Annotated in this window: 11 protein-coding genes and 1 pseudogene; 5 read left to right on the forward strand and 7 right to left on the reverse strand. The window is 45.3% G+C overall.

The window, feature by feature from the left end; translation table 11 throughout:
• Window positions 1-50: 50 nt before the first annotated feature.
• The 4 genes and pseudogenes from ychF to HOL16_04910 form a co-directional block, all read right to left on the reverse strand.
• A complete protein-coding gene (ychF, locus tag HOL16_04895; protein MBT5390030.1) occupies window positions 51-1,157 on the reverse strand; it encodes a redox-regulated ATPase YchF in 1,107 nt (368 codons plus the stop codon).
• Entirely contained in the window at window positions 1,147-1,779 is a 633-nt protein-coding gene (locus HOL16_04900) for an aminoacyl-tRNA hydrolase (protein ID MBT5390031.1), read from the reverse strand. The genes ychF and HOL16_04900 overlap by 11 nt, the downstream gene beginning before the upstream one ends.
• 35 nt (window positions 1,780-1,814) lie before the next feature.
• Window positions 1,815-2,516, reverse strand: coding sequence for a 50S ribosomal protein L25/general stress protein Ctc (locus HOL16_04905; GenBank protein MBT5390032.1), 702 nt, complete (start codon window positions 2,514-2,516; stop codon window positions 1,815-1,817).
• 26 nt (window positions 2,517-2,542) lie between these two features.
• A pseudogene (locus tag HOL16_04910) lies at window positions 2,543-3,474 on the reverse strand (ribose-phosphate pyrophosphokinase).
• Between the two features lie 176 nt (window positions 3,475-3,650).
• Between HOL16_04910 and HOL16_04915 the strand changes: the two are divergent.
• Window positions 3,651-3,887, forward strand: coding sequence for a hypothetical protein (locus HOL16_04915; protein ID MBT5390033.1), 237 nt, complete (start codon window positions 3,651-3,653; stop codon window positions 3,885-3,887).
• Window positions 3,888-3,956: 69 nt separating this feature from the next.
• The gene (locus tag HOL16_04920) at window positions 3,957-4,157 is read left to right on the forward strand and encodes a hypothetical protein (GenBank protein ID MBT5390034.1); all 201 of its coding nucleotides are present in this window, start codon (window positions 3,957-3,959) and stop codon (window positions 4,155-4,157) included.
• Window positions 4,158-4,235: 78 nt separating this feature from the next.
• Here the strand turns inward: HOL16_04920 and HOL16_04925 are convergent, their stop codons facing one another.
• Together HOL16_04925 and gltA are read right to left on the reverse strand one after the other, a co-directional pair.
• Window positions 4,236-5,753, reverse strand: coding sequence for a hypothetical protein (locus HOL16_04925; GenBank protein ID MBT5390035.1), 1,518 nt, complete (start codon window positions 5,751-5,753; stop codon window positions 4,236-4,238).
• Between the two features lie 485 nt (window positions 5,754-6,238).
• Window positions 6,239-7,546, reverse strand: a complete 1,308-nt coding sequence (gltA, locus tag HOL16_04930) for a citrate (Si)-synthase (protein ID MBT5390036.1) — start codon at window positions 7,544-7,546, stop codon at window positions 6,239-6,241.
• Window positions 7,547-7,721: 175 nt separating this feature from the next.
• Between gltA and ssb the strand changes: the two genes are divergently transcribed.
• Genes ssb through coaD form a run of 3 tightly spaced genes read left to right on the forward strand, consistent with a single transcriptional unit; the run spans window position 7,722 to window position 11,714 of the window.
• A complete protein-coding gene (gene ssb / locus HOL16_04935; protein MBT5390037.1) occupies window positions 7,722-8,273 on the forward strand; it encodes a single-stranded DNA-binding protein in 552 nt (183 codons plus the stop codon).
• A gap of 19 nt (window positions 8,274-8,292) precedes the next feature.
• Window positions 8,293-11,202 carry a DNA gyrase subunit A gene (gene gyrA / locus HOL16_04940; protein MBT5390038.1) on the forward strand — a complete coding sequence of 970 codons (2,910 nt, stop codon included), beginning with the start codon at window positions 8,293-8,295 and terminating at the stop codon, window positions 11,200-11,202.
• A 5-nt stretch (window positions 11,203-11,207) separates the two neighbouring features.
• Window positions 11,208-11,714 carry a pantetheine-phosphate adenylyltransferase gene (coaD, locus tag HOL16_04945; GenBank protein ID MBT5390039.1) on the forward strand — a complete coding sequence of 169 codons (507 nt, stop codon included), beginning with the start codon at window positions 11,208-11,210 and terminating at the stop codon, window positions 11,712-11,714.
• A 78-nt stretch (window positions 11,715-11,792) separates the two neighbouring features.
• On the opposite strand, the gene HOL16_04950 is transcribed toward coaD, so the two are convergent.
• On the reverse strand, window positions 11,793-12,962 hold the full coding sequence (locus tag HOL16_04950; GenBank protein MBT5390040.1) for an ATP-binding protein: 1,170 nt from the start codon (window positions 12,960-12,962) through the stop codon (window positions 11,793-11,795).
• Window positions 12,963-13,114: the final 152 nt, after the last annotated feature.

A 13,114-nucleotide genomic window follows, 5' to 3' on the forward strand; every position in this document is an offset into this window, starting at 1 on the left:
CTGCGATTCTTGTCTTTGTTCAGACTTTTCTGCGCGAGGATGTGAAGAATTTAGACGTTAAAGCGGAAGTGGAAGACATCGCCGTCTTGGACGAGATAGTCTTTTCCCTCTAGGCGGAGCTTGCCCGCTTCTTTGGCACCTTGCTCTCCTTTGAGAGATAAGAAATCGTTATAGGCGATGGTTTCTGCGCGAATAAACCCTTTTTCAAAGTCCGTGTGAATACAGCCAGCGGCTCCGGGTGCCTTTGAACCCTTTTGGACAGTCCAAGCCCTAGCTTCCTTGGGACCTATGGTAAAGAAGGTAATGAGACTTAGCAGAGAATAGCCCTCTCGGATGACTTGGGAAAGCCCTGTTTCTTTGAGATCAAGGGATTCAAGATATTCTTGTCGATCTTCCGTTGAAAGCTCAGCCGCTTCTGCCTCAATGGCGGCAGAGATAATGGCTGTTCTGGCTCCTACTTTTTTGGCATGTTCCGCAACCTTTTGGCTGTGTTCATTTCCAGTACTGGCTTCCTCTTCGTTCACATTACAAACGTAGAGAATGGGTTTTAATGTCAGCAAATTTAATTGATTCAAAAAGGGCTCTTCATCGGGTGATACATCCAATAGGCGAGCAGGTTTTCCATCCTTCAAAAGTTCGAGGGCTCTTAAAATTAGGGCATGGAGCGCTTTTGCTTCAATAGCTTCCTTTCCCTGGGAGCGGGTTTTCTTTAAAACAGAAGCTTCTTGGCGCTCTAGGCTTTCCATATCGGATAGCATAAGTTCCGTTTCTATAATTTCAATATCACGAACGGGGTCGAGGGATCCTTCCACGTGGGAGATATCATTGTTCTCAAAACATCTGACAATTTCAATCAGGGCGTCCACTTCTCGAATGTTAGCCAAAAACTGGTTGCCGAGACCTTCTCCTTTGCTGGCGCCCCGCACAAGGCCGGCAATATCCACAAATTCCAGTTGGGTTGGGATGGTTTTCGCTGATTTAGCTATGTCTGACAATGTGTTTAATCGAAGGTCGGGGACCCCGACGCGGCCCACATTAGGCTCAATGGTACAAAAAGGATAGTTCGCGGCTTCCGCTGATGCCGTGGATGTTAGAGCATTAAAGAGGGTCGATTTCCCAACATTAGGGAGCCCAACGATGCCACAATTAAATCCCATGTGAGTCTCCTATAGGGGAAGGGGTTGAGGACGGTTCTTTTGTTTTTTCTTTTGGGGGCGACATTTTAAGGGCTACATGGGTGCTCAGCCGGTCAGAATCTCCCTCCAGCCAGAATTTAATGCCCTCTGAAATGGCCAAACATAGGGTCCCAATCCAAGTGTTATCAGCTTTTGCAAAGTCTTTTAGGACGTATGAGTGGACAAGGGCTCGATCTCCGGGGTGCCCGATCCCCATTCGAAGTCGCCAATAATCGGGACCAAGATGAGCGGAAACGCTTTTAAGGCCGTTATGGCCGGCAGAGCCACCACCCTTTTTGAGGCGGATTTTACCGGGATCAAGATCCAACTCGTCGTGAATGACAAGGATGCGTTCGGGAGGAATTTTATAAAAGCTTGCCAAGGGCAGAACAGAGTCCCCAGATAGGTTCATAAATGTTTCTGGTTTAAGGAGGAGAACGTGCTTTCCATGGATGATTCCTTCCGAATAGAGGCCGTTAAACTTCTTTCGGAAAGGCGGAAAGTGATGAGCCTCTGCAATATGATCTACGCAAATAAATCCAATATTGTGCCTGTTGGCTACATACTTTGGCCCCGGATTCCCGAGGCCAACAATTAGAAAGATGGTTGCGGCTGTCAAAGCGGGGCCCACTGAGAAGGCTATTCGCCTTCTTTTTCTTTCTTGTCCTCAGCGTCTTTCTCGTCCTTACCTTCAGCAGCCTCAACACCTTCAGCGCCTTCTTCTGCAGCAGCTTCAGCGGCAGCTGCTTCTTCAGCTTCTTCTTCGGCGGTTGCAATGGTTGGAGCAACGATGGTGGCAAGGGTATTATCCCTTTCTGCATGGGTTGCTTTAACTTTAGGAGGCAGTTCAATGGCATCCAAATGGAAAGCATGTCCAATATCAAAGCCTTCCAGATCGATGGTGATGCCTTCTGGAATGGTATCGGCAGGACATGTAATTTCTAGCTCATGAAGGACGATATTAAGAACACCACCTCTTTTGAGGCCAGGGGACTTATCTTCATTCGTGAAATGCACAGGGATAAAGAGGCTAATTTCTTTATCTTTACTGACTTGGAGGAGATCCAAGTGAACAGGTTGATCCGTTACGGGATGTAACTGGAGTTCCTTAACAAGAGCACGGTGCTTTTTGTCGCCAACCGTGACTTCAAACAATCTAGAAAAGAAAGCAGGATCATGCATCTCTATTGATAGCTTTTTCTTGTCTAAACAAAAACTGATTGGGGTAATATCAGAACCGTACAAGACTCCGGGGATGAGCCCTTCTCGCCTTAAAGCACGGGCAGATCCTGTGCCACTCTCTGAACGCTCTTTTAATTTTAGAGCTGCCATTGCCGTCATTTGTCTATCTCCTCATCCACTAAATATCATTCAAACAAACAGGAAACCGATCGTTCCTCACTAATCCGTCCAATAGCATCTGCCATCAAAGGCGCAACTGTGAGCTGTCTCACCTTCGTTTCGGCGGTTACAGCTTCCGTTGCACGTATGCTGTCCGTAATGACCAATGACTCTAGAGGGGACTTGCGAACTTTCTCTAGAGCTCCGTCTGACAGCACTCCGTGTGTGGAGTAGGCAGAGACGCTACGCGCTCCTGAATCCGTCAACGCTTGTGCAGCTTTACACAAGGTTCCGGCAGAATCTACAATGTCATCAACAAGAATACAACGTTTATCTTTAATATTTCCGATAATATTCATAACGTCGGAAGTGCCCGGCTGCTCTCGCCTTTTATCAATAATGGCCAGATTGCAGTTTAGTCGTGTGGCAATCTCTCGAGCACGGGCAATACCGCCAATGTCAGGAGATACAATTGTGATGTCGTTGTCTGGGTATTGTTCTACTATATCGCGGTAGAAAACGGGGGCGGCATGTAAGTTGTCCACCTGAATGTCAAAAAAGCCTTGAATTTGATCCGTGTGAAGATCCAGAGTTAGAACACGGTTTGCTCCAGCCGTTGTGATGAGATTAGCGACAAGTTTTGCTGAAATGGGTGTTCGGGGGCCCGATTTTCGTCTTGGCGTGCGTATCCGAAATAGGGCATCACAGCGGTAATGCGGCGGGCAGAACCTCTTTTGAGAGCATCGATGATAATCAAAAGCTCCATCAAGTGATCGTTGGTGGGGTAGGAGGTAGATTGAATCAAGAAAACATCATCTCCTCGGACGCTTTCTTGTATTTCGACAAAAATTTCCTTATCGGCAAAACGTCGAATGATGGCCTTTGAAATTGGGACTGACAAATGGGTCGCGATGTCATTCGCGAGGGGGATATTACTATTTCCGGCAAGGAGCTTCATGGCATTTTTCTTGATCGTTACAACTTGCCTTCTTTAGCACTTCTGATGGAATTTGTAAAATAGTAACCATATTTATTAACTTTTTGTAAAATTGGGGAAGTTTCCTATTTTCAATTTTGTAAAAAGGGTGTATAAAGGAAATAATAAGTAATAAAAAAAACAACACGGGGTTGGTTATGGTTAACAAAATCGTAAAGCGATTTGTACCTGCGAAAGATGTTTTCAAAGCTTTTGGCTTTGTTAGTTTTTTCTTTGTGCTAGGTTTCTCTCCTTTGGTTATGTTGAATGCAGCACAGACTGGAGAAGTCGTGCCTGAATCTACAAGTATGATGATTTTTGATATGGCCAAGGCGAATGCGTTGGACTCATCGGGTGAAGGCAAAAATTCATTTCAGTTTTTTCTATTTCCTTAAACGGTCGTAGTTTCAAGTTACATGGGGAGTAAAGGGGGCAGTGTGCCCCCTTTTTTAGATTTCTGCTCCATGGATCCCACGATACCAACTCACTCTAAGTCTCACCGGCTTAAGACGCCGGTTCGCCTAGAGTTCATAGGTTCTGGGAAGACGGGAATTGAGAGGATGCTAGAATACATGCCCCAAGCCGTCTTCCCGGCCATTAGGAATTATGGGCAAGCCGGAGGCGCGCCCATAATTCCTTATGAGCGCGGGATCCATCTTTCATAAATCAGAGAAGGTTCAAAATCACGTCGTAGCGACCTGTCACGTCGTAGCGTAGCGCAGACGGATCACCTCTGACTTCCGTCAATCCTGCACCATTTCCTGCAGAGCTTTATTATTAATCGTTACAGGGAAATGCTGTTGCAGAGCGCCGAGGAACTGTATGAAAATTTCCTGATTCATCTCTTTTCCCAGATTTTGCCGGTAGGCTGTAAATTTAAAATGATCTTTTGCCAGCTTAGTTGGCGTGATTTTTGTAACCATAGCCACCAGATATCCCTTTGCGTTAGGAACAGCCGTTGCTTTTTTCACCGGAAGAGAAAATACCTGGGGTAAAAGGTTTTCAGGCAGGTCTTTAGGGGGAGATTGCATGGAGACACCTGAAACTTGCCTAGTTTTATAAAGGATTTTCCCCAGTTTTCCTGTGCCATTGATATTCTTGACCAAGGCAATAGCCTCTTTCTTCGCAAGATCAAATTTGTTTGCCGCCATATATTTCTCTGAAACTTTCTTTTGGATGGTATTAAGGGGCGGCACGCTTTTGGAAACACTTTCCTCGGGCATGACAATATAAAATTTACCATCCTCTGTTTCCTTGAGATCGCTCTCAAAGTTTTGAGAGAGTTCAAAGCCTGTTTTGAGGATCTCCTTCGTAAAGGCAGAGTCTTTAAGGGCGTTTCGTCCCGAAGCTGTTTTACCCCTGACATCTACTTTTTCAAGCAGATGGAAAGAGAGCTTTAGGGCATTCGCAGACTCTTTAAGGGTCGCGCCTGAGGCGAGGGAATCCTCCAGTTCGTTGGCTTGCTTATAAATACGACTGAGAGCTTCCTGGCGATGTTCGTCATCTGAAAGTTCTGGGTGCTCTTTTTTTATGGCGGGGATTAATTTTTTTGGATCTAAAATGACAGAAGAAAGTGTTCTGCGCTCAGGCTCTACAAAGAGGTTCTTGTTTTCCTCATAGAACTTTTTAAGGGTCTCTTCGGAGGGCTTTTTAGAATACTTAACGCTCGAAAGAGGGATCTCTACGATCGTTAGGTTTCGTGTTTCCTGTGATTGCTTGAAAAGAGGGGCGGCGATTGGAGAGGGCGCATCTCCACCGACGGCAATCGCTTTCGTCAAAAATTCTTTCTTGAGGGCATCTCGGAGAAGATAAAGGTACCCTGATTCCGTTAGACCGCTATTGTACATGGCTGCATTGAATTTTTCCCGGTCAAACGTACCTGATTTAGTGCGAAACTGTGCGTGGACAATTTCGCGAATAGTATCATCACTAATGACAAGTTTTAGCTTTTTGGCTTCTAAATCGAGGAGCTGGCCTTGGATTAGGTTCAGGAGAACCAATTGGGCAACTTCCATCTGAAGCATGGGGTCTGTGTCAATTCTGCTGCCAAGTTTTTTACGAAGTCTATTAATTTCTTCGCGCATGGCACGACTGACTTGCGCCTTGGAAATGACATTATCGCCTACTTGAGCCACATCGTCTCCCCCAAAGCGGCTCCGAAGTGAATCACCGACGCCCCACACTCCAAAACTGAGGATCAGGACGAAGAACAAGATTTTGGCAACCCATGAAGATGTATGTTTGCGAATATATTGGAGCATTTTTTTCCTTATCTCTATAGCGAATACGTTCCGGATGATAATAGCCTCTTACGGGAACGGCAAACAGAAAATTTGCAGAAAGGTGATTTTGTTGTGATTGAGGATTGGATATGGATCAGAAAATCATGCTTTTCAGGAAGGCTAGAGAATTCAATTGAGGTTTTCTCCACTGTTATCTCTGCACTTTGATATTGTTACATCACTGTTTTAACGCTTCATAGTATGGTCATTATAGTGACCATATAATAGCGTTACGGTCACTATAATGACCATTTACTCTTTGACAATCGGTATTCATTGGAAAAAAGTTTGTGATGAAGGAGATCTTAGCGAAATTGATAGATGGGGCCGGCAGTTCTTAAACCCGTTTGTATTTGACGACTTAAAGGGTAAGAGGGCATTTCTAAAAGAATTGGCACGGCAGTTAAGGAAGAGAATATCCTGATGTCAGGCTTCGGGAATCTGACATAATACCTCTGCCAACCCTACCGTTTTTTCAAAGGCACGTAGTCTCTTTGTGTCGGTCCGACATATAATTGGCGTGGCCGGCCGATGCGTTGATCGGGATCGGAAATCATTTCATTCCAATGGGCAACCCACCCCACGGTACGGGCAACGGCAAAAAGAACTGTGAACATGGATTTTGGGATTCCCATGGCGCGGAGAATAATGCCCGAATAAAAATCCACATTGGGGTAAAGCTTTTTCTCAATAAAGTAGGGATCCTCGAGGGCAATGCGCTCTAATTCAAGCGCTAGCTCCATAAGTGGGTCGTTTTCTTTTCCGAGTTCTTTGAGGACTTCATGGCATGTTTTTTGGAGGACTTTTGCGCGTGGATCATAATTTTTATAGACACGGTGTCCAAAACCCATAAGGCGAATGCCGCTTTTTTTGTCTTTTGCCTTTTCTATATAGGCGGGAATGTGTTTTTTTGTTCCAATTTCCTCTAGCATGTTGAGGACTGCTTCATTGGCACCGCCGTGGGCTGGTCCCCAAAGTGCTGTGATGCCAGAGGCAATGCAAGCAAAGGGATTGGCGCCACTGGATCCAGCCAGACGAACTGTGGAGGTTGAGGCATTTTGTTCGTGATCCGCATGAAGAATCAGGATGCGATCAAGTGCCCTTGCTAGAATAGGATTGACCTCGTATGGAGCGCTGGGCACTGCAAACATCATATGTAAAAGATTGGCAGCATATGAAAGATGATTTTGGGGAAAGACAAAGGGCTGTCCTTCTGAATATTTGTAAGCCATGGCTGCAATGGTAGGCATTTTGGCTATAAGCCGGTATGAGGCAATCATTCGTTGATGAGGGTCATGAATATCCAGGCTGTCGTGATAGAAGGCTGAGAGGGCTCCTACGACTCCTACCATAATAGCCATGGGATGGGCATCTCTCCGAAATCCTCTGTAGAGATAGGTCATTTGATCGTGGAGCATTGTATGGAGCGTGATATCTTTCTCAAAGGCAGCCAACGTCTTTTCATTGGGGAGCTCTTTATTAAGGAGGAGACAGGCTATCTCCATGAAAGAACTTTTCTCGGCCAATTGATCGATGGGATATCCTCTGTAAAGAAGGGTGCCCTTTTCTCCATCAATATAGGTGATGGCAGACCGACAGCTCGCCGTGGACATAAATCCTGGATCAAAGGTAAATTTGCCCGTTTCGCTGAATAACTTTCGAACATCCATGACTTGCGGACCGACAGTTCCGTCTAACACGGAAAATTCTGCGAGAATATCTCCACTTTCATTTACAAGTTTTAGAGAAGATTTTTTGTCCGAAGACCCCATTTTTTTGCTTTCTTAGTTATGCAGTAATATCACGGCTACCCTATCATCCCCAGTTTGCCTGATTTCCTTAGGAGACGCAAGAGATGCACAGGCTTTTTCTGAAAGATTAGACTAGCATCCGAGAGCAGGATCTCGTATAAGGAGATATCAATTCACGATAGGAGCGCAATTTGCTATGTCCGGAAGCATAAATAAGGTAATTCTTGTCGGCAATTTAGGCCGAGATCCTGAAACTAGAATGACACAAGATGGTGGAAAAATTGTTAATCTTTCCATTGCCACATCTGAAAATTGGAAAGATCGCACGACGGGCGAACGTCGAGATCGCACTGAATGGCATCGCGTCGTTATTTTCAATGAACGGTTGTCGGAAGTTGCAGAGCGGTATTTAAAGAAGGGGTCCAAAGTTTACTTGGAAGGACAACTTCAAACACGCAAGTGGACGGATCAGAGCGGTGTTGAAAAATATACCACCGAAGTCGTTCTATCTAAATTTAGAGGCGAACTCACAATGTTAGATAGTCGTGGGGGTGGCGAAGGTTTTGCTCCGGGTCCTGATAGTGGTTCTTTTGCTGGTTCGGGTAAAGCTGCGACTGATGTTTCAGGGTCTCCTGCAAACTTTGGTGGATCGGGTAGTTCAGGCCCTGTGGCGGCAGCTGCGAGCCAGAGCAGTGGAACATCTGCACCCAGTTCGACCAACGATTTTGACGACGACATTCCCTTTTGATTCATAAAACTAAGAGACAATAGTGACAACAGATTCATCAACGGCACTCGATATTGAACCCATTACCATAGAAGAGGAAATGAAGAAGTCCTACTTGGATTACGCCATGAGCGTGATCGTCAGTAGGGCTATTCCCGATGTACGAGACGGATTAAAACCCGTGCATCGTCGGATTCTCTTTGCCATGGGTGAAGTGGGGCTGGATTACAATAGGCCCTATAAAAAATCAGCCAGAACGGTTGGTGATGTGATGGCCAAATACCATCCTCATGGGGAAATGGCCATCTATGATGCTTTGGTTCGAATGGCCCAGGATTTCTCTATGGGACTTATGTTGGTTGATGGACAAGGGAACTTTGGGTCCGTGGATGGTGATCCCGCCGCGGCCATGCGCTATACGGAATCCCGCTTAAGTCGTCCTTCTCATTATTTGTTGGAAGACATCGATAAGGATACCATCGATTTCAAAGCCAACTACGATGAGTCCATGAAGGAACCCACGCTTTTGCCAGCTCGTTTCCCAAATGTTTTGGTAAATGGAGCCAGCGGTATTGCAGTGGGTATGGCGACTAATATTCCTCCCCATAATTTGGGTGAATTGTTGGATGCGTGTTGTGCTTATGTGGACAATCCTGATGTAACGTTGGAAGAACTCATGGAACTCGTTCCGGGTCCTGACTTTCCCACGGGTGGAAGCATTTTAGGAAGAGCGGGAATTTTGTCTGCTTTCCAGACAGGGCGTGGTTCGGTTTTGATGCGCGCCAAGACACATATAGAAGAGATTCGCAAGGATCGTGAAGCGATCATTGTAACGCAAATTCCATATCAGGTGAACAAGGCCAAATTGGTTGCTCGAATAGCTGAACTCGTCCATGGGAAGATCATAGAAGGTATTTCCGATCTGAGAGATGAGTCTGATCGTCAGGGGATGCGGGTCGTCATTGAGTTGAAGCGGGATGCTGTTTCAGATGTGGTCTTGAGTTTGCTTCATCGGCACACATCCTTACAGACTTCTTTTGGGGTGAACATGTTAGCTCTGAACAAAGGGCAGCCGATTTTGATGGGCCTCAAGGATGTGCTCGTTGCCTTTGTGGAATTCCGGGAAGAGGTGATTACTCGTCGCACTCGATTTGAGCTGGATAAAGCCCGAAATAAGGCTCATGTTCTTGCTGGTTTAGCAATTGCAGTTGCCAATATTGATCCTGTTATAGCGCTAATTCGCAATGCTGCTGATCCCGAAGTGGCGCGTCAACAGCTCATGGAAAAGCCTTGGCCAGCAGAATCAGTGGCGCCTCTCATCGCGCTTATTGACGATCCTGAGTATCAAGTGGTTGATGGGAAATACAAGCTTTCCGAAGTTCAAGCGCGGGCCATTTTGGAGTTGCGACTCCATAGACTGACTGGCCTCGAACGGGATAAGATCGGATCTGACTTGGAAGCTCTTGCTGCCGTTATAAAGGACTATTTGGAGATTTTAGCATCCCGTCCTCGCCGTCTTGCGATCATGAAGGAAGAGTTCCTAGAAGTTAAAGAAAAATTTGCCGTGCCACGTCGGACTCAAATCGAAGATGGTGAATTTACCCATGACATGGAATCATTGATTCAGCGCGAAGAGATGGTGGTGACCGTGAGCCATGAGGGTTATATTAAGCGAGTGCCTCTATCTACTTACCGTTCTCAAAAGCGTGGAGGGCGGGGCCGAACAGGCATGTCCACACGTGATGAAGATTTTGTGGATGATCTTTTTGTGGCCAACACGCATACGCCCGTGCTGTTTTTCTCTAAGAAGGGGAAAGTGTACCAACTGAAGGTATATCGGTTACCCATGGGGTCGGCCCAAGCCAGAGGAAAGGCTATGGTCAATATCTTCCCAGTGGACGGGGACGAAAATATTTCAACTGTATTGCCGTTGCCCGAAGATAGAGAAGAGAGCGAGGGCAAATTCATTTTCTTTGCCACATCTTCTGGAAATGTCAGAAGGAACTCCATTGATGATTTTTCCAATATTCGCGCCAACGGAAAAATAGCTATGAAGCTGGACGATGGGGAAAAGCTGATCGGCGTTTCCCTCTGTTCAGAAGGGGACACAGTTCTGCTGTCTACTAAGTTGGGCAAGTGCATTCGATTCCCAATGGATAAGGTTCGTGTTTTTGCGGGTCGTGCCTCTAACGGTGTTAGGGGAATTAAATTGGCCAAGGACGATGAGGTTATTTCCATGTGTATCCTCAAGACGGGAGGATTTTCTTCGGAAGAAAGGGAAATGTACCTGAAGCAAGCCAATCGTGAGAGGCGTGGTGATGATGCTGAACTTGATACTGAAAATGCTACCCCGACTTTGCCGACGGAGAAATACCAAGAGATGGCAGAAATCGAGCAATTTATCCTGACGGTTTCGGAGAAGGGATTTGGGAAGCGCACTTCCAGCTATGCCTATCGTCAAACCAATCGCGGTGGTTCGGGAATTGTGAGCATGTCGTTGACCGAAAAGACCGGCGAAGTGGTTTCTTCTTTCCCGGTTTTGGAGGGAGACCAAGTGATGCTGGTGACCAATGGTGGTCAGCTAATTCGTTGTCCTATTCATGATATTCGACTTTGTGGCCGTCAGTCCCAAGGGGTGATTCTCTTCAGGGTAGGAAAGGGCGAAAAGGTGGTGTCTGTAACCGGTTTGACCGAAGAGAATCTTGCCCGTGCCAATGTGAACGGGGATGATGAAGAAGAATCTTCTGAGTCCATGGAAGGCGCTGAGGCGACGGAAGCCACCGAATCTATGGGGGGCGCAACAGAAGCTACTGAATCTGTCACGGCTAACGAAGGGGATTCTTCAGAGGCGACGTCGATTGTTGATTCTACAGAAGCTCCTGAATCGTCCGAAACGGAGACCTCATCCGAAGCAATTGGTGAAGATGAAGGTGATCCACAAGCGGAGTAAAGCTTATTGGTGCTGACAGAGTAGCTATCTATCCTGGAACATTTGATCCCATAACTAAGGGCCACATAGATATTATCCAAAGGGCAGTTCCTCTTATGGATAGACTTGTTGTTGCCATTGCCAAGGATACAACGAAAGATTCGCTTTTTTCCCTTAACGAACGATTGAGTCTTGTGCGTCAAGAGTTAGAATCTGTGGATGGTAAAGGATGTAAAATAGAGGTCCGTTCCTTTGAAGGCCTTTTGATTGATTTTTCAAAGGAAATCAAAAAAGAATTCAAGGCAGCTTCGTGTGTCATTGTGCGGGGCCTGCGGGTTGCTTCTGACTTTGAGTATGAATTCCAAATGGCGGGGATGAATAATAAGCTGAGTCCTGATTTTGAGACGCTCTTTCTCATGGCCTCCGATTGCTATCAATTTATTTCCTCCCGCTTTGTTCGTGAAATTGCCCGCTTGGGAGGAGACGTGACGCCCTTCGTTTCTGCTGCTGTAGTAAAGGCCTTGAAGCGCTAGATTTTCTTATGAGCTCGTGATCCAAGAAAACAAGCGTCCCCGTTTCAGGACAGCCTCTTTAAATATGGCAGGTTATCCTTAAAATAAATACTTCTCTAGTTTTTCCATTGTAAATTCTTGCAATCCAAAAGCGTTTACCTCATCGCTAAGCGGATAGTCAATTTTTCCCGGATAGATAATGCTTACTTTCTCTAGGTCTAGTTCTTTGAGAGCCGAGCGAATTGAGGGGGTGATTTTGGGGGCATCTTGATATTTAAATTCAAATCCAAAGCGTTTCCCCTTTTTTAAGATGATGAGATCGAGTTCTGCTTGATTGTGGGTAGCCCAGAAATAGCAGTTATCAGTTTCTGCTCCCATTAGTTGAATGATTTGCTCCATAGCAAACCCTTCCCATGAAGCTCCCAAACCAGGATATGTTTGCAAATCATCCCAGGTTTCAAGATTCCAAAAATAGTGTAGGAGTCCGCTATCACGAAAGAATAATTTAGGGCTCTTTACAAGGCGTTTTGATAAGTTGTTATGCCATGGTTTTAGAATACGAATCATAAATGTATCTGCCAGCAATTCTAGATAATTCTTAATGGTAGGATTTGATAGGTTCAGGCTCGATGATATTTGTGAGGCATTAAATATTTGTCCATGAAAGTGTGATATCATTTTCCAGAAACGTCGGATATTTTCAGAAGAAGGTCGAAGACCCAGTGCAGGAAGGTCTTGTTCTATGTATGTGCGTGTATAGTTAGCTCTCCAATTGAAGCTTCCTTCATCAGTATTGTTAAGAAAGCTCGGGGGGAAGCCGCCGCGTAGCCACAGCTTGTTTAGTTCTGGTACTTCTCCTAGATTGAAGGGCGTTACTTCAATATACCCAATTCTTCCAGCTAAACTTTCAGAACTTTGTTGGATAAGATCTCTTGAAGCACTCCCCAGAATCAGAAATCTTTTTTCTGGATATTCATCATGAATGTATCGTAAAATTTGGAAGAGTTCAGGTCTTCTTTGAACCTCATCGATAATGATTAGTCCTGACAATGCCTCAAAGGCTGTTTTCGGATTATCCAGTCGTTCGAGGTCAATTGGATTTTCCAAATCAAAATAGTTTGCTTTGTTAAAGTCTGTAGCAAGGTCTCTGTACTGTTTTGCAATTGTCGTTTTGCCACATTGCCTTGGACCTAACAGTGAAACAATCCGGTGCACATCAAATTGAGCTGCTATTTTTCTAAGATAAAACTCTCTTTCTAAAATTTGCATCACTGCATCCAATAAGTTTGAAGAGGCCAAGTATTAAGCTACTCCTATGATATACCATGAAATATTAAAGGCAAGGTTTAAATTTTCATGGTAATTTTACTTTTTTCGCCATTTTAAAGGTTATTTATAGTTAATTTTCTATAGCCAATGTT

Source organism: Alphaproteobacteria bacterium (genome assembly GCA_018662925.1).
Lineage (GTDB): Bacteria > Pseudomonadota > Alphaproteobacteria > 16-39-46 > JABJFC01 > JABJFC01.

Coding starts and splice junctions, on each gene's coding strand:
- HOL16_04920 (MBT5390034.1), top strand. CDS start 3,957: ATGGATCCCACGATACCAACTCACTCTAAGTCTCACCGGCTTAAGACG.
- HOL16_04915 (MBT5390033.1), top strand. CDS start 3,651: ATGGTTAACAAAATCGTAAAGCGATTTGTACCTGCGAAAGATGTTTTC.
- HOL16_04950 (MBT5390040.1), bottom strand. CDS start 12,962: ATGCAAATTTTAGAAAGAGAGTTTTATCTTAGAAAAATAGCAGCTCAA.
- ssb (MBT5390037.1), top strand. CDS start 7,722: ATGTCCGGAAGCATAAATAAGGTAATTCTTGTCGGCAATTTAGGCCGA.
- HOL16_04925 (MBT5390035.1), bottom strand. CDS start 5,753: ATGCTCCAATATATTCGCAAACATACATCTTCATGGGTTGCCAAAATC.
- gltA (MBT5390036.1), bottom strand. CDS start 7,546: ATGGGGTCTTCGGACAAAAAATCTTCTCTAAAACTTGTAAATGAAAGT.
- ychF (MBT5390030.1), bottom strand. CDS start 1,157: ATGGGATTTAATTGTGGCATCGTTGGGCTCCCTAATGTTGGGAAATCG.
- HOL16_04905 (MBT5390032.1), bottom strand. CDS start 2,516: ATGACGGCAATGGCAGCTCTAAAATTAAAAGAGCGTTCAGAGAGTGGC.